Here is a 21,286-nt window from a genome sequence, read left to right on the forward strand (position 1 = left end):
TTTTTGCGCGGCATTCTCTTTGTTTACAATTGGTTAAACTTCATGTTTTGTGTGACTTATATAAGTGGGTGAGGTTTGATTAAGCGAAAAAAATCAATCGATTTAGCCCGCAGGTGGCGGAGGGTTTTGTGCAAAATAACTTAAATCTTACTGTCATAAGGAAATGATATAATGGCCTGCGAAAAATCCTATTTTTTATTTAATTGCCGAATTAATAAGCTGCCATCTCAATAAGCGCTGGGTTTTTCGTCCCCCATCCAGAACCGAAAATTATGCTGTACTGCCGCTGAAAAATCTCGCCACTCTGGCGAGCGCCGTCGCCACCGTGTAAATTACGGCCTTTAACTTTGCGCTCGTTGTTTTGAGGTTTCTATGACCAATCCCTTGCAGGCCATTGCCGAGCTTGACGATCTGAGGCTCGACCTGCCGCGTTTCGAGCAGGCGTTGCAACAATTCGCCGCCAGATTGCAGCTTGACCTGTCCTCGTTTACCGCCGATCACATTTCCTTGCGCTGTCACCAGAACGCTACCGCCGAACGCTGGCGCCAGGGATTGATGCAGTGCGGGACACTGTTGTCCGAATCGATGATCAACGGGCGGCCTATCTGTCTGTTTGATTTACAGCAGCCGCTGGCCATGGGGCCGTGGCGGATAGATTGCGTCGAGCTGCCGTATCCCGGGGAGAAACGGTATCCGCATGAAGGGTGGGAACATGTCGAGCTAGTGCTGAGCGGCGATCCGCAGACGTTGCACGCCCGCGCGCTGAGCCATCTCGCTGATGAAGCGTTGCTGGCGCCGGGGATCAAACTGAAGCAAAGCTCGCCAAAAGGCGAGGGCGAGCGGTTGCCGAACCCGACGCTGGCCATCACCGATGGAACGGTCACGATCAAGTTTCATCCTTACTCCATTCGGGACATTGTCGCCAGCGAGCAAGGCTAGTCGAACAGCGTGGCGCAGGCCCGCGCCATGCGATCGAGCGCTTCATCGAGCAGAGCCCGCCGGCAACCGAAGTTCAGTCGTACAAAGCGCCGATCGCCGAAATCCAAACCGGCGCTTAATCCAACGCCCGCGCGCTCGAAGAACTGATGCGGATTGTCCACCGGCAACGCACCGCAGTCGATCCAGGCCAAATAGGTGGCTTCAATCGGCAACAACTTCAATCCCGGCATGGCGTTGATGCGCTCTGTCACCCGATCGCGATTGGCGCGCAGATAAATCAACTGCTCGTCCAGCCAGGGTTGCCCGTATTGATAGGCCGCTTGGGCGGCGACCAGCGCCAGCAGATTGACCTCCGGCACGATGCCGCTGCGCGCGCGTTTCAGCTTTTGTCGCAGCGCCTCATTAGGGACGATCGCTATCGAGGCGCCCAGCCCGGCGAGATTAAACGCCTTTGACGGCGACATCAGCGTCACGCTGCGTTGGGCCGCGTCTTCGTTCAGGGTGGCGAAAGGAATATGCCGTGCGCCGGGTTCAAGCAGCAATTCGCAGTGGATTTCATCCGAACAGACGATTAAATCGTGCTCGCGGGCGAACTGATGGTGCCGCGACAGCTCTTCTCGACGATAAACGGTGCCACCGGGATTTTGCGGGTTGCACAGCAGCAGGAGCTTCTCATTGCCGCTGAGCTGCCCATGCAGCGCGGAAAAATCCAGCACCCAACGTTGGCCTGCTGCCGCCAGCGGTACCGAGAGGTGCTTGCGCCCGGCGAATTTGGCCGCTTTGCGAAATGGCGGATAAATGGGGCTGGGCGCGAGCGTGCTCTGATGTTCTTCGGTGAAGGCGCGCACGCACAGGTTCAAGCCGCACACCAGGCCGGGCAGGAAAAGGATCCATTCAGGCTTGATGTGCCAGCGGTAGCGCTCTACCATGCGGCGGGTAAAAACCTCAAGAAGACCGGGGGATGGGTGCGTGTAGCCGAACACGCCGTGCGCCACGCGCCGCTGCAAGGCGTCGATGACCGCCGGCGGGGAGGCGAAGTCGCTGTCGGCGACCCACAGCGGAATGATGTCGCGGTCGCGATATTTATCCCACTTAACGCTGTCACTGTGACTGCGGTCTACCCATTGATCAAAATTGAATGCCATAGTTACAACCCTGAGCCGGTTTATGCCTAAGCATGAGCCTACGTGAGAAATGAAGAAATGAACAATTGCCGCCGTATGTTGGCCGTTATCTGGGGGTGACAATGATAAAACTGGAAGTTTGTTGCTTTAGCGTCGACTGCGCGCTAACGGCCGAACGGGCGGGCGCCGATCGTATCGAGTTATGCGCCAGCCAGAGCGAGGGCGGATTGACGCCGAGTTATGGCACGCTGCGTTTGGCGCGGGAACGGGTTTCGATTCCGGTTCATCCGATCGTACGCCCTCGCGGTGGCGATTTCTGTTATGGCGCGGTGGATTTCGAGGTGATCAAGCAGGATATCCGCCAGATCCGTGAGTTGGGATTCCCCGGCGTGGTCGTCGGCATGCTGGACGAAGAAGGGCATATCGATCTGCCGCGCATGCGCGAGGTAATGGCGTTGTGCGAGGGGATGGCCGTCACGTTCCATCGCGCATTCGACATGTGCCAAAACCCGATGGTGGCGCTGGAGCAACTGACCGACCTGGGCGTGGCGCGCATTCTGACTTCCGGTCAACAGCAGAGCGCCGAACTGGGCCTGCCGCTGTTGCGTGATTTGCGTCAGGCCAGCCAGGGCCCGGTGATCATGGCGGGCGCCGGCGTGCGTCTGAGCAATTTGCACAAGTTTGTCGATATCGGCCTGCATGAATTGCACAGCTCTTCCGGCCATCTGGTGCCATCGACCATGCGTTATCGCAAGGCGGGGGTCACCATGTGTTCCGATAACGAGTTTGACGAATTTAGCCATTATTGCGTGGATGGCGAAATGGTGGAGGCGATGAAAAACGCGCTGGCCTTGGTTGACCCCTTGGCGCAAAGCGCATAAACACGCAGCTAACCGCGTTTGATAACCGGTTTCCGGGCCGTAAGACCCCTTTGCGTGTCACTGAGCCTTCGGCGATCACGCAAGTACCAGGCCCCGGCGTTTTGCCGGGGCTTTTTTTATGCCGCGAGAGACTATTGCAACGTGTCAGGCGAGAAGTCAAAGATTTCACCCGGGCTAATGCCGCAGGCTAAAATGCGCACTGTATTATTGCCGTTACCGGGATTGATCAGGATATCGTGGATGGTGCGGTTATTATTCATGACAAACCGCGCATAATAGAGGTTCCCGATGCGCATCCAGGGGATGGCATTATTGCTCTCGATCGTGTCAGTGTAGTCATCGTTGAATGAACGGGCCCAGATACCGGTCGAGGCTTGTGCGGTAGATTGTTCACCGATATAGGATGCGATGGCCCAGAATGTCCTTAATCCCATGCTCCGATGGATGCGCTGGCCCAAACCTTTATAAGCCGGGTTGTCGCCATTGGCCGTCAGGGTATTGCTATCCGCCGTCAGATTTCCATCAATAAACCAGCCTACAGGCTGTTTGTCAGCACCGATGGCGATCATATTGCTGTTCGTCAAACAATTTAGCGGAGCCGCATGTAGCTGATAGCTGCGTTGCGCAATGCTCAGTGTGCCTCTAAGAATGTTGTAACCCGCTTCATTGTTCAGACTGCCGTTCGTCCACATTGGCATGACGGTGTTGCTGAATGAAAGTTGATACCCGCCGTTCGCTTCGAAGCGAATGGCCTGAGGGGAGAGTGAACCCTTCGGTCCATTAGCGGTAGCGAAGTTAACATTGCTGATTTGCACTGGGGTGATATTTGATTGGCCAGTAGACTTTCTTAATACCAGGAACCCTCCAACGATATCACCATAGTCATTAATATAAGAACCGTTGGAGATTTGAATATTGGCGGAGGAATCCGAGTCGATATCAATTCCGGTACCATTTCTGTCTGCCATGAAATTGCTCAGGCTAAGGCCGCCTAAATAGGAGGTTCCTTGTGTTGTAGTTTTGATAAAGATCTTTTTGCCATAAGAGAACACATTCACCATAAACGTATTGTCGTGGCGATCGAGATTGAAAGCACAAGAACCGGCTACGGCGATAGAGGCAGTCACCGCGTTTTCTGTCGGGCGCACGACGTTGGCATTGACGTGAACATTGGTAAATCTGTTGATGTCCCTGCTTTCATAAACCCTGTAGTCGCAGCGTACTGCCCAACCGTAGATATTCTCAAAGCTGTTGGCTTCTCCACGAGCTTCAACAAAATCATAGGCGCCTACATAACGGCAGTTGGCGACTGACAGAGCGCCGGTTGCGGTAATGGTGGCTCCGTATGGAACAAACGCCTCCGGCTGGGTGGCAGTATATTTCTGATCTGGATAGAGGAACGACCAACCATCAAAGACAACGTTCTTATCGCAGGCGAAACAAACCGTACCTGCCGGCTTTTTGATGATGAAAGCACTATCGTCAGCAAGGCCTGCCCGATTAGGGCCATTGTTTGTAAGACTTGCAGGGCCTTGAGCAATACCGCGGCGGGATCCTCTGACTGTGACGCCATTTGCGACGTTGATAGGTTGAGTGCTGGTCAGCAGATATTGAGCATTTTCCGAAGCATAGACCACTTTATTTTTTAAACTTGCGACATAGTCTAATGTGGCGCTGATTGCCGCGTCAGAGGCGAACGTGCCACTGGGATCGGCGCCGAAGTGATCGAAGGTAAGCTTAGTGTCCAGTCGTTTCCAGCGGGCTCCGTCTGCAGTAACCACTACGGTACCGTTATTGTCCGTACTGGTTGTATCCGTTTTCGCATAATAGAATTCGCCGCCGCCGGCGAAACGTCCGGCGGAGTGAGAAACTAAAAAGACAATCTGATCGTCTGTCGCGGGTGTCAGATTACGCAATTCACTGATGTTATTCACACTAATCATATTGCCCATGATATCTCTCCTGTTGATTGGCAACATGATTCTCAATCAGGGTGGACGTTTTAAAAAGCCGATGAGGTTTGTTGGGCGCTGATACAGTATGAAGGTCAGGCTGCGGTGTTCGGAGCATGGATTAGCTTGTTACTTTGTAAAGACACCGCGCCCGTTCCTGCGCTGTTTATCGGTCGGTCAGGCGCCATCTCTTCTCTTGCGCTCGTCATGCCCTGCTGATAAGTTTATGAGTTAAAATCCTTTAAATATCATAATATTAAATGATTTTTTGGTATGTATTGGCGTGGTGAATGATTTGCGCTCTGCCGTTCATCACCGCGTCTGCATTTCTATACCTATTCACCGCCGGTTTTTATGGCCGGAACATCACAGCACCAATGAGGAGAGCCGTCGGCGCAGCCACAGAGCACGTCGACGGCGGACTTTACAAGGAGATAACGATAATGACCCGAACGGCACACTGTTTGACCGCTGCGCTTTTGCTGACCTTGGCCCTGACCGGCTGCCAGACCACCAAGCGGCCTGTTTCTACCTTAAGTAAGCCCCCCAGCGCAGAAGAAATTGCGGAGCAAGACAAACGGCAACGTGAGGCCGAACGCATGCAGCAGTGCCAGCGCGAGCTGGATGCCATGCGCGGCATGGATAACGAAAAATACCAAAAATTCAAACGCGAATTCGATGCTTTGATGGGCGGCGCCGCGCAGTATGCCGGGGTGCGTCAGCGGGTCAACACGGGGACGCAGGAAACCGTTGACGCCCTGTATCGTTATCGCACCAGCCGTCTGTGCGCAGACATCAGTTCTGCCATGATGACCGGTCTGGCTGAGCGTGGAGAGCGCACCCAATGACCCCGCGTGCGAGAAAGGCGTTACTGAGCCTGATGATACCGTTGGCGTTTGCGCCGGCGGTGGCCGCTGCGGATGACGATGTGCCGGCGTTATTGCAGTTTGCCGAGCGCTACCAGCGGCAGGATGCACCGGCCGCGGAGGCTGATGCCGCCGTCACGCAACCCCAGGCCCCCCAGAAGTCGGCATCCCGCCAGGTTCAAACGCGTGAGGCGACGGCGAAGAAGCAGCAGCTGGCGCAGTGGCAAAAGGCGCTGCGCGAGAAAGATGCCCGACTGGAGCAACAGCAGGCTTCCATTCAATCACTGCAGCAGGAGCTGACCGCGTTGCGCGTCGCGTCTTCCCTGGCGGCTGCCGATAAACCGGCTCCGGCGCCCGATCTGAGCGCGTTGAGCGACTTTGCCAGCGGCGTGCGACAGGCGCTGAACCTGACGCCGCAGGAGCGTAAGGCTCAGGCGCAAATCGCCGAGGCGCAAGCGGCGTTAGCGCGGCAAAAGCAGCAAACCGAGGAGCGGGATCGACGCATCGCATCGCTGGAGCAACGGTTGGCGGCGTTGCCAAAACAGTCTGATAACGCGCAGCAACAGGTTTGGCAGGAGAAACTGGCGGCGGCGCAAGCTGCCAACGATAAAGCGCGCCAGCGTTATGAACAGGACCGAAAAGCGGCCGCCGCTGAACTGGAACAGCAGAAGGCCGAAGCCGCCAAGGCGCTAGGGGCACTGCAACAGCAGCTGACGCAGTTGCAAAAAGAGCAGGAAAGCCAACGCCAGCAGGGTGGGCAGCAAGAGAAAAACCTGAAGGCGGCGCTGGAGCAACAAAAGGCCGAGGCCGCCAAAGCGGCGGGCGAACTTCAACAGCAGTTGGCAGCGCTGCAAAAAGAGCGTGATGACCAACGCCAGCAGGCCGAGCAGCAAGAGAAAAAACTGAAGATGGCGCTGGAGCAGCAAAAGGCCGAGGCCGCCAAAGCGGCGGGTGAACTTCAGCAGCAGCTGGCGCAGCTGCAGGAAAAAAACAAGACGCAAACCGAGCAGGCTAAGGCGCTGGAACAGCGTCTGGCGGCGCTGACGGCGGAAAGCGCGCAGGCTGCGCAGCAACGGGATAAAGCGGCGCAACAGGCGGATAAAACGGCGACGGAGCTGGCGGCCGCGCATCAGGCGCAGCAAGCCTTGCGTGAGGAACTGGACGGGCTGAGATCGCGGGCCAAATGGCTGCCGGATAGGCAAGCGCTGAAGAAAAAGCCGGAGCAACAGAGCTATGCCGCCGGTGTTGCTTTGGGGCGCGATATTCAAACGATGCTGGCGGAACGTAAAAATTGGGGTATCACGCCCGACAAAACCGTGCTGCTGGCAGGCGTGATCGATACCTTCAACGGCCATTACCAGTTGAGCGATGCGCAGTTGACCAGCGCACTGGCGGAGTCGGAAAAAGCGGTGAACGACGCCAGAAACCAGGCTGCGAAGACGCAGGCCAGCAAAGGTGAGGCGTTCGTCGCCGAGTTCCAAAAGAAGAAGGGCACGCAGAAGTCGCCTTCCGGTTTCTGGTATCGCATCGATTATGCGGGTGATGAAGCCATTAAGGAAAACGCGCGGGTGGACATTGTTGTGAAAGAGAGCTTAACCGACGGCAGCGTGATTCAGGATATGGATCGCAGCGGGAAGGTGATGTCTCAGCCGCTCTCCGCCTATCCGCCGCTGTTCCGCGAGGCGATCGGCCATCTGAAAAATCACGGCTCGCTGACGATGGTGGTGCCGCCGGCGTTGGCGTACGGTGAAACGGGCTATGCGCCGCAGATCCCGCCGAACGCGACGATGGTTTATGAGCTGCGAATTGTCGATGTCGATGTCGGTAACGGGTGAATTCGGGCCGGCGCAGGCCGGCCCGATTAGCGTGCGCTAGGGCTTTTTGGCGGTCAGCACGGCGCGCAGCGGCGCCGGATAGCCTTCGACCGTTTTGCTACGATCGTTCGGATCGAGGAATTCGGCCAACGATTCGCTGGTCATCCAGTCAGTGCGTCGCTGCTCTTCGAGGCTGGTGACGCACATATCGGCGATCTTCACGTCGACAAAGCCGCACTTCTCCAGCCAGCATTTCAGCGCTTCGGCGGAAGGGATGAAATACACGTTGCGCATCTGCGCATAACGATCGCCCGGCACCAGCACCTGGTGACGGTCGCCTTCCACCACCAGCGTTTCCAGCACCAGCTCACCTTCAGCCACCAGCTGATTTTTCAACTGATAGAGATGATCGAGCGGCGAGCGGCGATGATACAGCACCCCCATCGAGAACACGGTGTCGAACGCCGCCAGATCCGGCAACTGCTCGATGCCGAGCGGCAGCAGATGGGCGCGCTGATCGCCGCCCAACAGTTTGCGCACGGCTTCAAACTGGCACAGGAACAGCTGCATCGGATCGATACCCACGGCGAAGTGTGCGCCAGCGCCAATCATGCGCCACAGGTGATAGCCGCTGCCACAGCCGACGTCGAGAATGGTGCGGCCGGCCAGCGGAGAAATGTGCGGCAGTACGCGATCCCATTTCCAGTCGGAATGCCATTCGGTATCGATATCGATGCCATACAGCGAGAAGGGCCCTTTGCGCCACGGCATCAGGGTGCGCAGCATTTTCTCGATGCCTTCAAGCTGGCCCGGCGACAGCCCCGGCTCCATCTCGGCGCGCACGCCGTGCAGCAGATCGAGACGGGTGGGAGTCAGCGTCGGCAAATGCTCTACCGAGTTGAACCACTGCTTGAATTTGCCGTGCAGCGATTCGCGCTGCCAGGCGCTCAGCTGAGCGGGCAGCGTATCCAGCCAGTGGCTGAGGGGGCTCTTGGCAATGCGCTGATAGAAGTCACCAAACTCGATCATTGCGCATCCCCCGCTTTCAGAGCGATCAATGAACCGAAGTTGAAGCACTGGAACCACACTTCGGCATGCTCGAATCCGGCCTGTTGCAGACGCGCCTTGTGCGCTTCCACCGAGTCGGTCAGCATCACGTTTTCCAGCATGCTGCGTTTTTGGCTGATCTCCAGCTCGCTGTACCCGTTGGCGCGCTTGAAATCGTGGTGCATGTTGAACAGCAGCTCGCCGACTTCGGCGTCTTCAAAGCTGAACTTTTCCGACAGCACCAGTGCGCCGCCCGGGCGCAGGCCACGATAAATTTTTTCCAGCAGGCGCAGGCGATCGGCAGGTTCGAGGAACTGCAGCGTAAAGTTCAGCACCACCATCGAGGCGTCTTCGATATCGATGTCGCGAATATCGGCTTCGATGACGTCGACCGGCGTGTCGGCGCGGAAGGCGTCGATATGGCGGCGGCAACGTTCCACCATCGCCGGCGAATTGTCGACGGCGACGATAGTGCAGCCGGGCACCCTGATATTCCGCCGCATCGACAGCGTCGCCGCGCCCAGCGAGCAGCCCAGGTCATACACCCGGCTGTCGGGTTGCACAAAACGTTCGGCCAGCATGCCGATCATCGAGATGATGTTGGAATAGCCGGGAACGGAGCGTTGGATCATGTCGGGAAACACTTCGGCGACGCGTTCGTCGAAGGTCCAGTCGCCCAGTTTGGCGATGGGGGCTGAGAAAAGAGTATCGCGGTTTGGCATAGCGGCAAATCAGTTCAGAATTCGAAGCTGCGTAGTCTAACAGAAAAGCGTAAAAAAGCGGAGCGGAAGCAGGCGGCGCGGCCGCCTGATGATAAAACGGGATCAATGCAGGCTGAAAATCAGATCCCAGGGCAGATAGAAGATATTTGCCAGAACCATCAACAACAAAGAGATGTAGGTCGCGGCCATGCCCGAACGACGCCAGCGAACCTCGCGGTTGCGCAAACCGTAGTAATGCACCAGTCGCCCGGCCATCAGCATCAGGCCGCAAAGGTGGATCATCCAGATTTCCGCGCCGTTCATTTCCATAATCACCAGCAATACAGCAGCGATAGGAATGTATTCAACGGCGTTGCCATGCACGCGGATGGCGGTCTGCAATTCGTAAAAACCGCCGTCGCCGTAGGCTACGCGGTACTGCATCCTTAATCTGACAACGTCATAAGAGAGTTTGATCAACAACAATGCGCCGAGCACCACATAAAGCGCGCTTACCATTTTTAACTCCGTTCCCTAACCAAAACTGGCAGCCAGCATCATAGCCGTCATTGTATTCACTGTCGCGGGGAAATATTTGATGTTATTGGTCAGATTAATAGGTCAAAACAGTGCATCTTGCTCTGGCCAGTCCGGCGGCGCAGGCAAATCGGGGATCGCCCGGCGCAGCTGCTGCCAAATTTTTTGCGCTTGCTGGGGTGAATCGCCGTTGTCCGGCGTATGAATAAACAGATACGGTTGATGCTGTTGCTGCCACAGCGGCAGTTTTTGCTGCCAGGCTTCGAACCAGCGCAGGTTGTCGGCCAATTGGTCGCCGCCGATAAAGCGCACCAGCGGTTGGTCGGCGGTGACCAGCGCGTGCACCGGCAGCTTCGGTTTTTTCTGCTGGGCATCGCGCACGGCGGCGGTATTAGGGGCGGCGTGATGCACCGGGCGGCTGTCGAGGATCACCCGATTGATGCCGCGCTGATGCAGCCCCTGATTCAACGCGCGCTCTTCCTCGCCTTTGGCGAAAAATGCCGGATGACGCACTTCGACGCCGTAAGTGAACTCCTGCGGCAGGCTTTCGAAGAACTGCCACATGCGCGGCAGCTCATCGGGGCCGAAGGCTGCGGGCAACTGCAGCCACAGTTGCCCGATGCGTTGATGCACCGGGCTCAGGCAGTGGTAAAACGCCTGCAGCTCGGCGGCGCAGTTGCGCAGGGCGGCCTTATGGCTGATGTCCGACGGGAATTTGAAGCAAAAGCGAAAATCGTCGCCGGTCATGTCGCGCCAGCGCTGCACGATTTCCAGCTTCGGCAGCGCATAGAAGGTGGTGTTGCCCTCCACGCAGTTGAAGTAGCGGCTGTAATCCGCCAAGTCGCGCAGCCCGATACGGTTCCAGGCTGCATGTTGCCACTGTGGCAGTCCGATGTAGATCACGGCTTGTCTTCCTTTACTTGTGCTTGGCTTATCAGGCTACAACTTAACGTTACCGGTCGAGCGCGGCAAGAATTTCGCCGGTGTCGCGCACCCGCGCCAAACGCGGGAAGATGTGTTCGAACGCGAAACGGTGCATTTCCGCGTTCTGCGCGCTGCAGACGTCTTCGGCGATCACCAGCTCATAGCCGTGTTCCCAGGCGGCGCGGGCGGTGGATTCCACGCCGATATTGGTGGATATGCCGCCCAAGACTACGGATTTGATGCCGCGACGGCGCAGCTGCAAGTCCAGATCGGTGCCGTAGAAGGCGCCCCATTGGCGCTTGGTGATCAGAATATCGCTGTCGCAGACCGCCAGCGGCGCGGGGAACTCCCACCAGGTGGCCGGCAAACCGCCGGCGGGCGCGGGAGCCGGTTTATCCACCGGTTGTTTCAGCGCCTCGGCGAAGGAGTCTGACCAACCGACTCGCACCAACAGCACCGGCGCGCCCAGCATGCGAAAACGCGCGGCCAGCAGGGCGGCGTTCGCCACCACCTGGTCGGCGCCGTGCGGGCCGCCGGCGTAGGGCAGAATGCCGTTTTGCAAATCGATCAGCACCAGAGCGGTGGTTTGGGCGTCAAGTTTCAGCATGGATTTCATCTCGTTGCGAAGTGGATAAAAACTGTTCGGCGCGTCGGGCGAGCTGCGTTCGGCGCAAAACCGGGGGAGAATCAGGCTACGTGAAAAAACTGTCGCAGGTTAATGGGAAATTTGTTAACCGATGTGTTGATTCGAACAAAAACGCGCCATTTAGTGCAGTAACAATGCTGTGTTCGCACTTATCGGGCGGATGAATTTCCTTTATAATGACTCCCTTTTTTCAACACTCTTTAATCCAACGACCTATGCCGATTTATGAATATGCATGTGGTGCTTGCAACCATCGGTTAGAGAAATTGCAAAAATTTTCCGATGCGCCGCTGGCAGACTGCCCGGCGTGTGGGCAGCCCGCGTTGACCAAGTTGATTTCATCTTCCGGTTTCCAGCTTAAGGGCACCGGCTGGTATGCGACGGATTTTAAACCGGGTAACAAGTAGAATTTATCAGATAACAGCCGCGCGACAGGGGCGCACTAGCCCGGCGCGGCATCGGCTGTGTAAAAGGATAGCGTATGCGTACTGAATATTGCGGGCAGTTGAATCTGTCCCACGTGGGCCAGGAAGTCACTCTGTGTGGTTGGGTCAATCGTCGTCGCGATCTCGGCGGCCTGATCTTTATTGATATGCGCGACCGCGAAGGCATCGTGCAGGTGTTCTTCGATCCGGACGAGAAAGTGGCGTTCGACAAGGCCTACGACCTGCGCAATGAGTTCTGCATCCAGATCGTCGGCACCGTGCGTGCGCGTCCGGACAGCCAGATCAATAAAGATATGGCCACCGGCGAAGTGGAAGTGTTTGCCCACGCGCTCGAGATCATCAACCGCTCCGAGCCGCTGCCGCTGGACTCCAACCAGGTCAACAGCGAAGAAGCGCGCCTGAAATACCGCTACCTGGATCTGCGCCGCCCGGAAATGGCCGAGCGTCTGAAGACCCGCGCCAAAATCACCAGCTTCGTGCGCCGCTTCATGGACAGCCACGGCTTCCTCGACATCGAAACGCCGATGCTGACCAAAGCGACGCCGGAAGGCGCCCGCGATTACCTGGTGCCGAGCCGCGTGCACAAGGGCAAATTCTACGCGTTGCCGCAGTCTCCGCAGCTGTTTAAACAGCTGCTGATGATGTCCGGCTTCGATCGTTACTATCAGATCGTCAAATGCTTCCGTGACGAAGACCTGCGTGCGGACCGTCAGCCTGAATTTACCCAGATCGACGTCGAAACCTCCTTCATGACCGCCGACCAGGTGCGTGAAGTGATGGAGAAACTGGCGCGTGAACTGTGGCTGGACGTGAAGGGCGTGGATCTGGGCGATTTCCCGGTCATGACCTTCGCCGAAGCGATGCGTCGCTTTGGTTCCGATAAGCCGGACCTGCGTAACCCGCTGGAGCTGGTGGACGTGGCAGACCTGGTCAAGGACGTCGAGTTCAAAGTGTTCTCCGGCCCGGCCAACGACGCCAAAGGCCGCGTGGCGGCGATCCGCGTACCGGGCGGCGCACAGCTGACCCGCAAGCAGATCGACGAGTACGGCGCTTTCGTCAACATCTACGGCGCGAAAGGCCTGGCCTGGCTGAAGGTCAATGACCGCGCCGCCGGCATGGAAGGCGTGCAGAGCCCGATCGCCAAATTCCTCAGCGCGGAAGTGCTGGAAGCTGTCCTGGCGCGTACCGACGCGCAGACCGGCGACATCCTGTTCTTCGGCGCAGACAGCTTCAAGATTGTCACCGATGCGATGGGCGCGCTGCGCCTGAAGCTGGGGCGCGATCTGGGGCTGACCCAACTCGACAGCTGGGCGCCGCTGTGGGTGGTCGACTTCCCGATGTTCGAAGAAGACGAAGAGGGCGGCCTGGCGGCGATGCACCACCCGTTCACCTCGCCGCGCGACATGAGCCCGGAAGAGCTGGCCGCAGCGCCGGTCAACGCTATCGCCAACGCTTATGACATGGTCATCAACGGTTACGAAGTGGGCGGCGGTTCGGTGCGTATTCACCGCAGCGAAATGCAGCAGACGGTATTCAGCATTCTGGGCATCGACGAACACGAACAGCGCGAGAAGTTCGGCTTCCTACTGGACGCGCTGAAGTACGGCACGCCGCCGCACGCCGGCCTGGCCTTCGGCCTGGACCGTCTGGTGATGCTGCTGACCGGCACCGACAATATCCGCGACGTGATCGCCTTCCCGAAAACCACCGCGGCGGCCTGTCTGATGACCGACGCCCCGAGCTTCGCCAACCCGGCGTCGCTGCAGGAGCTGGCGATCAGCGTGGTAAAGAAAGCCGGTGCGGAACAAGAGAGCGAGTGATGAGTTATAAGCGCCCTGAATCTATCCTGGTAGTGATTTACGCGAAATCCAGTGGTCGGGTGCTGATGTTACAGCGGCGCGACGATACCGAGTTCTGGCAGTCGGTCACCGGCAGTCTGGAGCAGGATGAGTCGCCGCCGCATGCCGCGCGGCGTGAAGTCATGGAAGAAGTCGGCATCGATATCGAAGCAGAGCACCTGCCGTTGTTCGATTGCCAACGCTGCGTGGAGTTTGAACTCTTTGTCCATTTGCGACATCGCTATGCGCCGGGAACCACGCGCAATAAAGAGCACTGGTTCTGTCTGGCGTTGCCCGAGGAGCGTGATCCGGTGATTACCGAGCATCACGCTTACCAATGGCTTGAGGCGGCCGAGGCCGTGAAGTTGACCAAGTCGTGGAGCAATCAGCAGGCGATTGAAGAGTTCGTGATCAATTCAGTCCAGTAGTTTTTTTCGGAGATTTTTTATGGCAGGTCATAGTAAGTGGGCCAACACAAAGCACCGTAAAGCGGCGCAGGACGCCAAGCGCGGTAAAATTTTCACCAAGATTATTCGTGAGCTGGTCACTGCCGCGAAGCTGGGCGGCGGCGATCCGGATTCCAACCCGCGTCTGCGCGCGGCGATGGACAAGGCGCTGTCGAACAACATGACGCGCGACACCATGAACCGGGCGATCGCGCGTGGCGTGGGCGGCGATGATGATACCAACATGGAAACCATCATCTACGAAGGCTACGGCCCTGGCGGCACCGCCGTCATGATCGAATGCCTGAGTGACAACCGTAACCGCACCGTGGCGGAAGTGCGTCACGCCTTCACCAAATGCGGCGGCAACCTGGGTACCGACGGTTCCGTTGCCTACCTGTTCACCAAGAAGGGCGTAATCACTTACGCACCGGGCCTGGATGAAGACAGCGTGATGGAAGCGGCGCTGGAAGCCGGTGCGGAAGACATCGTGACCTATGACGATGGCGCCATCGACGTGTTCACCGCCTGGGAAAGCCTGGGCGCGGTGAAAGACGCGCTGACCGCGGCGGGCTTCGAAGCCGAAGCGGCGGAAGTGTCGATGATCCCATCGACCAAGGCCGACATGGACGCGGAAACGGCGCCTAAGCTGCTGCGCCTGATCGATATGCTGGAAGACTGCGACGACGTGCAGGAAGTTTACCATAACGGTGAGATCTCCGACGAAGTGGCGTCGACGCTGTAATCCGGTAAAACGGGCGCCGCCATCAGGCGGCGCCGTGCATGCAAGGTGGATGTAGATATGGCGATCATACTCGGTATCGATCCCGGCTCACGCGTCACCGGCTATGGCCTTATCCGCCAGCAAGGGCGCCAGTTGAGCTATATCGCCAGCGGCTGCATCCGCACGGTGGTGGACGACATGCCGACGCGGCTGAAGCTGATTTACGCCGGCGTCAGCGAGATCATCACCCAGTTTCAGCCAGACTTCTTCGCCATCGAACAGGTGTTTATGGCCAAGAACCCGGATTCGGCGCTCAAGCTCGGCCAGGCGCGCGGCGTCGCGATCGTCGCGGCGGTGAATCAGAATCTGGAAGTGTTCGAGTATGCGGCGCGGCAGGTCAAACAAACCGTGGTCGGCACCGGCGCAGCCGAAAAGGCGCAGGTGCAGCACATGGTGCGCTCGCTGCTCAAACTCTCGGCCAACCCGCAGGCGGACGCCGCCGACGCCCTGGCCATCGCCATCACCCACTGCCACCTCAGCCAGAACGTGCTGCGGATGAGCGAAGGGCGGCTTAACCTGGCGCGCGGGCGTTTGCGCTGACGCGAAGCGATGATTGCTCAGGCTGGATATTCATCCAGCCTTTTTTATGTTATAAGCTTTACCAGCAACGGCATGGCAGGGCGCCATGCCCGGTCATTCTGCAGGAGGGTAAATGATAGGTCGTCTCAGAGGAAATATTCTGGAAAAGCAGCCGCCGCTGGTGTTATTGGAGGCGAACGGCGTGGGCTATGAAGTGCACATGCCGATGACCTGCTTTTACGAGCTGCCGGAACTGGGGCAAGAGGCCATCGTGTTTACCCACTTCGTGGTGCGCGAAGACGCGCAGCTGCTGTACGGTTTCAACGATAAGCAAGAGCGCGCGCTGTTCCGCGAGCTGATCAAGGTCAACGGCGTCGGGCCGAAACTGGCGCTCGCCATCCTGTCCGGCATGTCCGCGCAGCAGTTCGTCAGCGCGGTGGAGCGTGAAGAGATCACCGCACTGGTCAAGCTGCCGGGCGTGGGCAAGAAAACCGCCGAACGCCTGGTGGTAGAGATGAAAGACCGCTTCAAAGGGCTCAACGGCGATCTGTTCAACAGCAGCGAGATCAGCTTGCCGTCCGCCGCTGAGAAAGCGCCTGAGGCGGATGCGGAGGCCGAAGCGGTCTCGGCATTGGTGGCGCTGGGCTATAAGCCGCAGGAAGCCAGCCGCATGGTCAGCAAAATTGCCAAACCGGGTGCCGACTGCGAGACCCTGATCCGCGACGCGTTGCGCGCTGCTTTGTAAGGCCGCTAAGAGGTAGATAATGATTGAAGCCGATCGCCTGATCTCCGCCGAACCGCTCAACGAGGAAGAAGTCCTCGATCGCGCCATTCGTCCTAAGCTGTTGACCGAATATGTGGGCCAGCCGCACGTACGCGAGCAGATGGAGATTTTCATCCAGGCGGCTAAGCAGCGCGGCGACGCGCTCGACCACTTGCTGATCTTCGGTCCGCCGGGGCTGGGGAAAACCACCCTGGCCAACATCGTGGCCAACGAAATGGGCGTGAATTTGCGTACCACCTCCGGCCCGGTGCTGGAGAAGGCGGGCGATCTGGCGGCGATGCTGACCAACCTCGAACCGCACGACGTGTTGTTCATCGACGAAATCCACCGCCTGTCACCGGTGGTGGAAGAGGTGCTGTATCCGGCGATGGAAGACTATCAGCTGGATATCATGATCGGCGAAGGGCCGGCGGCGCGCTCGATTAAGCTCGATCTGCCGCCGTTTACCTTGGTGGGTGCAACCACCCGCGCCGGTTCGCTGACCTCACCGCTGCGCGATCGCTTCGGCATTGTCCAGCGGCTGGAGTTTTATCAGGTGGCCGATCTGCAGCACATCGTCTCACGCAGCGCCGGGTGCCTGGGGCTGGAGCTGTCCGACGAGGGCGCCCATGAGGTAGCCCGCCGCGCGCGCGGCACGCCGCGTATCGCCAACCGTCTGTTGCGCCGGGTGCGCGACTTCGCCGAAGTGCGCGCCAACGGCGTGATCAGCGGCGCGGTGGCGGCGCAGGCGCTCGATATGCTTAACGTCGATGCCGAAGGCTTCGACTATATGGATCGCAAACTGCTGTTGGCGATTATCGACAAGTTTACCGGTGGCCCGGTCGGGTTGGATAACCTGGCGGCGGCGATCGGCGAGGAGCGCGAGACCATCGAAGACGTGATCGAACCGTTCCTGATCCAGCAGGGCTTTATCCAGCGCACGCCGCGCGGCCGTCTGGCGACGCAGCACGCCTACCGGCATTTCGGCCTCGAACGCGAAGCGTAAGTTTTTAATCCGCCAATAAGAAAGGGCCGCAGATGCGGCCCTTGTCATATCCCGGTTTTAATCAAGCCTGCTGTTTTTTAAACAGGCTCAGCGTGAACAGCACGGCGGCGCAGAGCACCACCGAAGGGCCGGCAGGCGTATCGTAAAACGCCGAGAAGGTCAGGCCACCGGTAACCGCCACCATCCCGAGCAGCACCGCGATGCCCGCCATCTGCTCCGGCGTGCGCGCGAAGCGGCGAGCGGTGGCCGCCGGGATGATCAGCAGCGAGGTGATGATCAGCGCGCCGACGAATTTCATCGCCAGACCGATGGTCAAGGCGGTGACCAGCATCAGCACGGTGCGCGCCCGCGCCAGATTGACGCCGTCGACGTGCGCCAGCTCAGGGCTGATGGTCATCGACAGCAGATCGCGCCATTGCCACCACAACACCAATAGCACCACGGCGACGCCGCCGGCGATCATCACGATGTCGCTCAGCGTGACCGACAGCAGATCGCCGAACAGATAGGCCATCAGATCGACCCGCACGTTGGACATCAGCGCCACCACCACCAGCCCCAGCGACAGCGCGCTGTGGGCCAGAATGCCGAGCAGCGTATCCACCGAGAGCTGCGGGCGGCGCTCCAGCCACACCAGGGCCAGGGCCAGCAGCAGCGTAATGGCGATCACCGCATAGAAAGGATTGATGTCCAGCAGCAGACCGAAGGCGACGCCGAGCAGCGAGGCGTGCGCCAGGGTATCGCCGAAGTAGGACATGCGGCGCCAGACCACAAAGGAGCCCAGCGGCCCGGCGGCGCCGGCCAACAACACCCCGGCCAGCCAGCCGGGAAGTAACAATTCGATCATGCTTCGCGGCTCCCGGTTTTCTTCAAGACAATTCTTCCCTGCAGGTCGTGACGGTGGTTGTGATGGTGGCGATACACCGCCAGCTGCTCTGCGCCGCGGTTGCCGAACATGGCGATGAATTCGGGATGCATCGACACCACCTCCGGCGCGCCGGAGCAGCAGATGTGCTGATTGAGGCACAACACCTCGTCGGTTTTCGCCATCACCAGATGCAGATCGTGCGAGACCATCAGCACGGCGCACCCCAGCTCCTTGCGCAGCTGATCGATCAGATCGTACAGCGCCAGTTGGCCATTGACGTCCACCCCTTGCGTGGGTTCGTCCAGCACCAGCAGCTGCGGTTTATTCAGCAGCGCTCGCGCCAGCAGCACGCGCTGGTTTTCGCCGCCGGAGAGCTTTTGCATGGGCTGGTCGAGCAGGTGGGCGGCGTGCACGCGTTTGAGCGCCGGCAGAATGTCGGCTTTCTTTACGCCCGGCTTCAGGCGCATAAAGCGGCTGACGGTCAATGGCAGGGTAGCGTCGAGGTGCAGCTTTTGCGGCACGTAGCCGATGCGCAGATCGGGCTCACGCTCCAGCGTGCCGGCGGTCGGTTTTACCAATCCCAGCACTACGCGCACCAGCGTGGATTTACCCGCGCCGTTCGGGCCCAGCAGGGTGAGAATACGGCCGGGCTGCAGGCTGAGGGAAATATTCGACAGCACCTTGCGGCTGCCGAAGGCGACGGAGATATTTTTTAGCGTTATCAGTGTAGACATCTCGAGATTACAGGTTGCAGAACGAAGCGAATGTTATAATATCACGCCTTGTTGATGAAAACGATGGGATTACTGATGATGGCACAGAAAAATAAATGGCTGCAGCGCACGCTGCTGGCCAGCGCACTCGTGATGGCCGGCCCGCTGAGCAGCGCTTCCGCGGCGGTGGTGACGACGATTCGTCCGCTGGGCTTTATCGCTTCGGCTATCGCCGACGGCGTGACGCCGACCGAGGTGCTGCTGCCGGATGGCGCTTCGCCGCACGACTTCGCGCTGCGGCCTTCCGATATTCAGCGTTTGCGTTCTGCCGACCTGGTGCTGTGGGTCGGACCGGATATGGAAGCGTTCCTGACCAAGGCGCTGGTGCCTATCTCGGCAACCCGCAAACTCGCCATCAGCGAACTGCCCGCGGTGAAGCCGCTGCTGATGAAAGGCGAAGATGACGACGATCATGATCATGCAGGCGAGGCGCATAACCATGCTGATGACGATCATGGGCATCATCACGGCGAGTACAATATGCACGTTTGGCTGTCGCCGGAGGTGGCAAAAGTGACCGCGATCGCGATTCACGACAGATTGTTGGAACTTATGCCGCAAAATAAGGACAAATTAGACGCAAACCTGCGCCAGTTCGAGAATCTGCTGACGCAAACTGACAAAAATGTTGGTAACATGCTTACGCCTGTGCAAGGTAAGGGTTATTTTGTTTTTCATGATGCTTACGGCTACTTTGAGAAACACTACGGTTTGAGTCCGCTGGGCCATTTCACCGTCAATCCCGAAATTCAGCCTGGAGCACAGCGCCTACACCAAATTCGAACACAGTTGGTTGAGCAGAAAGCGGTATGCGTTTTTGCTGAGCCACAATTCAGGCCGGCCGTAATCAATGCCGTCGCCAAGGGTACCACTGTGCGTTCCGGAACGCTGGACCCGCTGGGCATCGGCATCGCGCTGGGGAAGGACAGCTACGGGAAATTCCTGACACAGTTGTCAAGCCAGTACGTGAGCTGCCTGAAGTAAGCTTATGAGGATAATATCGAGTGCAGCAGATAGTCCGAACTATCGCTCTGGCGTATAACAACCTGCCACGGCCCCACCGCGTCATGCTGGGGTCGCTGACAGTCGTCACATTGGCCGTCGCTGTTTGGCGGCCTTTTGTTTACCACCCAGAACACAATCCCATCGCCAAGAGCGTCGAGTTAGAATCCAGCCAGTTGCGGTCATTGCTCCCCGAAGCCAGTGAACCGATAGATGCCGACCAACCCACCCCCGATGACGAAATCCCGCAGGATGAGCTGGACCAGAAGGATGCCGGCGATGATGGCGTGCATGAATATGTGGTTTCCACCGGCGATACCCTCGGCAGCATTCTGACGCAGTACGGCATCGATATGTCGGATGTCACGCTGCTGGCTTCGCAAAACCGCGATCTGCGCAACCTGAAGATCGGCCAACAGCTGTCGTGGACCGTGAACGAAGCGGGCGATCTGCAGCAGTTGACCTGGGAGGTTTCTCGTCGCGAAACCCGCACCTACGATCGCGTCGGCAACAGCTTCAAAGAGTCGAAAGAGGCGCAGCAGGGCGAATGGCGCAACAACGTGATCAGCGGCCGCGTTAACGGCAGCTTCGTCAGCAGCGCCGGCGACGCCGGGTTGAGCCGTAACGAAATCAATGCGGTGATCAAGGCGCTGCAATGGCAGCTCGATTTCCGCAAACTGCGCAAGGGCGACCAGTTCTCCGTGCTGATGTCGCGCGAACATTTCGACGGCAAGAAATCGCAAAGCCAACTGTTGGGCGTGCGTCTGCGCACGGGCGGCAAAGATTACTATGCGATCCGCGCCGAGGACGGCAAGTTCTACGATCGCCAGGGCTCTGGCCTTGCGCGCGGCTTCATGCGTTTCCCGACCATGAAACAGTTCCGCATCTCCTCCAACTTCAACCCGCGTCGCGTGAACCCGGTGACCGGCCGCGTGGCGCCGCACAAGGGCGTCGATTTCGCCATGCCGGTCGGCACACCGGTGCTGGCGGTCGGCGACGGCGAGGTGGTGATCGCCAAGCGCAGCGGCGCGGCGGGCAACTATGTGGCGATCCGTCACGGTCGCCAGTACACCACGCGCTATATGCACCTGAAAAAGCTGCTGGTGAAACCGGGCCAGAAGGTGAAGCGTGGCGATCGCATAGCGCTCTCCGGCAACACCGGCCGCTCCACCGGGCCGCACCTGCACTTTGAACTGTGGACCGGCCAACAGGCGGTGAACCCGCTGACGGCCAAGCTGCCGCGTTCTGAAGGGCTGGGCGGCAAAGACCGCAGCGATTATCTGGCGCAGGTGAAGGAAGTGGTTCCTCAGCTGCAACTGGATTAACGTCCCCCTTTTTCCGGCGCTTCGGCGCCGCTAATTTCATCGGCCTGATTGCGGGCCGATGCTGTTTTATCTGGGCGGTTCGCGG

At 58.6% G+C, this 21,286-nt stretch carries 22 protein-coding genes; 13 read left to right on the forward strand and 9 right to left on the reverse strand.

Features of this window, described 5'->3' with window-relative positions:
- The first annotated feature begins 372 nt into the window (after positions 1 to 372).
- Positions 373 to 939 (forward strand): VOC family protein, encoded by a 567-nt coding sequence (locus tag J0X03_RS09930; protein WP_099785887.1) that lies wholly within the window; start codon positions 373 to 375, stop codon positions 937 to 939.
- On the opposite strand, the gene J0X03_RS09935 is transcribed toward J0X03_RS09930, so the two are convergent.
- Positions 936 to 2,084, reverse strand: coding sequence for a MalY/PatB family protein (locus J0X03_RS09935; RefSeq protein ID WP_129993006.1), 1,149 nt, complete (start codon positions 2,082 to 2,084; stop codon positions 936 to 938). The two genes, J0X03_RS09930 and J0X03_RS09935, sit on opposite strands and share 4 nt — an antisense overlap.
- 101 nt (positions 2,085 to 2,185) lie before the next feature.
- On the opposite strand from J0X03_RS09935, the gene cutC reads away from it, so the two are divergent.
- Complete coding sequence (gene cutC / locus J0X03_RS09940) at positions 2,186 to 2,944, forward strand: copper homeostasis protein CutC (protein WP_060660624.1); 759 nt, start codon at positions 2,186 to 2,188, stop codon at positions 2,942 to 2,944.
- Between the two features lie 131 nt (positions 2,945 to 3,075).
- On the opposite strand, the gene J0X03_RS09945 is transcribed toward cutC, so the two are convergent.
- On the reverse strand, positions 3,076 to 4,896 hold the full coding sequence (locus J0X03_RS09945) for a hypothetical protein (protein ID WP_046687247.1): 1,821 nt from the start codon (positions 4,894 to 4,896) through the stop codon (positions 3,076 to 3,078).
- 443 nt (positions 4,897 to 5,339) lie between these two features.
- Between J0X03_RS09945 and J0X03_RS09950 the strand changes: the two genes are divergently transcribed.
- Positions 5,340 to 5,744 (forward strand): hypothetical protein, encoded by a 405-nt coding sequence (locus tag J0X03_RS09950; protein WP_033643360.1) that lies wholly within the window; start codon positions 5,340 to 5,342, stop codon positions 5,742 to 5,744.
- Positions 5,741 to 7,597 (forward strand): FKBP-type peptidyl-prolyl cis-trans isomerase N-terminal domain-containing protein, encoded by a 1,857-nt coding sequence (locus tag J0X03_RS09955; protein WP_160204354.1) that lies wholly within the window; start codon positions 5,741 to 5,743, stop codon positions 7,595 to 7,597. The genes J0X03_RS09950 and J0X03_RS09955 overlap by 4 nt, the downstream gene beginning before the upstream one ends.
- A gap of 36 nt (positions 7,598 to 7,633) precedes the next feature.
- On the opposite strand, the gene cmoB is transcribed toward J0X03_RS09955, so the two are convergent.
- The 5 genes from cmoB to J0X03_RS09980 all read right to left on the reverse strand — a co-directional run bounded on the left by cmoB (position 7,634) and on the right by J0X03_RS09980 (position 11,392).
- Positions 7,634 to 8,605, reverse strand: a complete 972-nt coding sequence (cmoB, locus tag J0X03_RS09960; RefSeq protein WP_033643358.1) for a tRNA 5-methoxyuridine(34)/uridine 5-oxyacetic acid(34) synthase CmoB — start codon at positions 8,603 to 8,605, stop codon at positions 7,634 to 7,636.
- Complete coding sequence (cmoA, locus tag J0X03_RS09965) at positions 8,602 to 9,345, reverse strand: carboxy-S-adenosyl-L-methionine synthase CmoA (protein ID WP_033650946.1); 744 nt, start codon at positions 9,343 to 9,345, stop codon at positions 8,602 to 8,604. Before cmoA ends, cmoB begins: the two co-directional genes overlap by 4 nt.
- A 102-nt stretch (positions 9,346 to 9,447) precedes the next feature.
- Positions 9,448 to 9,843 (reverse strand): MAPEG family protein, encoded by a 396-nt coding sequence (locus tag J0X03_RS09970; RefSeq protein ID WP_004932387.1) that lies wholly within the window; start codon positions 9,841 to 9,843, stop codon positions 9,448 to 9,450.
- Between the two features lie 102 nt (positions 9,844 to 9,945).
- Positions 9,946 to 10,761 carry a DUF72 domain-containing protein gene (locus J0X03_RS09975; RefSeq protein ID WP_096242837.1) on the reverse strand — a complete coding sequence of 272 codons (816 nt, stop codon included), beginning with the start codon at positions 10,759 to 10,761 and terminating at the stop codon, positions 9,946 to 9,948.
- A gap of 52 nt (positions 10,762 to 10,813) precedes the next feature.
- A complete protein-coding gene (locus tag J0X03_RS09980) occupies positions 10,814 to 11,392 on the reverse strand; it encodes a hydrolase (RefSeq protein ID WP_033643355.1) in 579 nt (192 codons plus the stop codon).
- A gap of 254 nt (positions 11,393 to 11,646) precedes the next feature.
- Between J0X03_RS09980 and J0X03_RS09985 the strand changes: the two genes are divergently transcribed.
- The 7 genes from J0X03_RS09985 (at position 11,647) to ruvB (ending at position 17,233) form a co-directional block, all read left to right on the forward strand.
- The gene (locus J0X03_RS09985; RefSeq protein ID WP_033632845.1) at positions 11,647 to 11,838 is read left to right on the forward strand and encodes an FmdB family zinc ribbon protein; all 192 of its coding nucleotides are present in this window, start codon (positions 11,647 to 11,649) and stop codon (positions 11,836 to 11,838) included.
- 74 nt (positions 11,839 to 11,912) lie between these two features.
- A complete protein-coding gene (aspS, locus tag J0X03_RS09990; protein ID WP_033643354.1) occupies positions 11,913 to 13,697 on the forward strand; it encodes an aspartate--tRNA ligase in 1,785 nt (594 codons plus the stop codon).
- Entirely contained in the window at positions 13,697 to 14,143 is a 447-nt protein-coding gene (gene nudB, locus J0X03_RS09995; RefSeq protein WP_004932373.1) for a dihydroneopterin triphosphate diphosphatase, read from the forward strand. The genes aspS and nudB overlap by 1 nt, the downstream gene beginning before the upstream one ends.
- Before the next feature lie 19 nt (positions 14,144 to 14,162).
- Positions 14,163 to 14,906: a YebC/PmpR family DNA-binding transcriptional regulator gene (locus tag J0X03_RS10000; protein ID WP_206975703.1), complete on the forward strand. Its 744-nt coding sequence runs from the start codon at positions 14,163 to 14,165 to the stop codon at positions 14,904 to 14,906.
- A 57-nt stretch (positions 14,907 to 14,963) separates the two neighbouring features.
- Positions 14,964 to 15,485, forward strand: coding sequence for a crossover junction endodeoxyribonuclease RuvC (gene ruvC, locus J0X03_RS10005; protein WP_004932367.1), 522 nt, complete (start codon positions 14,964 to 14,966; stop codon positions 15,483 to 15,485).
- Positions 15,486 to 15,597: 112 nt separating this feature from the next.
- Complete coding sequence (gene ruvA, locus J0X03_RS10010) at positions 15,598 to 16,209, forward strand: Holliday junction branch migration protein RuvA (RefSeq protein ID WP_033643353.1); 612 nt, start codon at positions 15,598 to 15,600, stop codon at positions 16,207 to 16,209.
- A gap of 19 nt (positions 16,210 to 16,228) precedes the next feature.
- Positions 16,229 to 17,233 (forward strand): Holliday junction branch migration DNA helicase RuvB, encoded by a 1,005-nt coding sequence (gene ruvB / locus J0X03_RS10015; RefSeq protein WP_033643352.1) that lies wholly within the window; start codon positions 16,229 to 16,231, stop codon positions 17,231 to 17,233.
- A 61-nt stretch (positions 17,234 to 17,294) separates the two neighbouring features.
- On the opposite strand, the gene znuB is transcribed toward ruvB, so the two are convergent.
- Together znuB and znuC are read right to left on the reverse strand one after the other, a co-directional pair.
- A complete protein-coding gene (gene znuB / locus J0X03_RS10020; RefSeq protein ID WP_033643351.1) occupies positions 17,295 to 18,080 on the reverse strand; it encodes a zinc ABC transporter permease subunit ZnuB in 786 nt (261 codons plus the stop codon).
- On the reverse strand, positions 18,077 to 18,835 hold the full coding sequence (gene znuC, locus J0X03_RS10025; protein ID WP_004932357.1) for a zinc ABC transporter ATP-binding protein ZnuC: 759 nt from the start codon (positions 18,833 to 18,835) through the stop codon (positions 18,077 to 18,079). Before znuC ends, znuB begins: the two co-directional genes overlap by 4 nt.
- A gap of 78 nt (positions 18,836 to 18,913) precedes the next feature.
- Between znuC and znuA the strand changes: the two genes are divergently transcribed.
- Both znuA and mepM read left to right on the forward strand, forming a co-directional pair.
- Positions 18,914 to 19,858 (forward strand): zinc ABC transporter substrate-binding protein ZnuA, encoded by a 945-nt coding sequence (znuA, locus tag J0X03_RS10030; RefSeq protein ID WP_033644289.1) that lies wholly within the window; start codon positions 18,914 to 18,916, stop codon positions 19,856 to 19,858.
- A 20-nt stretch (positions 19,859 to 19,878) separates the two neighbouring features.
- Positions 19,879 to 21,201 (forward strand): murein DD-endopeptidase MepM, encoded by a 1,323-nt coding sequence (gene mepM / locus J0X03_RS10035; RefSeq protein WP_047574883.1) that lies wholly within the window; start codon positions 19,879 to 19,881, stop codon positions 21,199 to 21,201.
- Positions 21,202 to 21,286: the final 85 nt, after the last annotated feature.

The organism is Serratia ureilytica (assembly GCF_017309605.1).
In the GTDB taxonomy this organism is placed as follows: domain Bacteria; phylum Pseudomonadota; class Gammaproteobacteria; order Enterobacterales; family Enterobacteriaceae; genus Serratia; species Serratia ureilytica.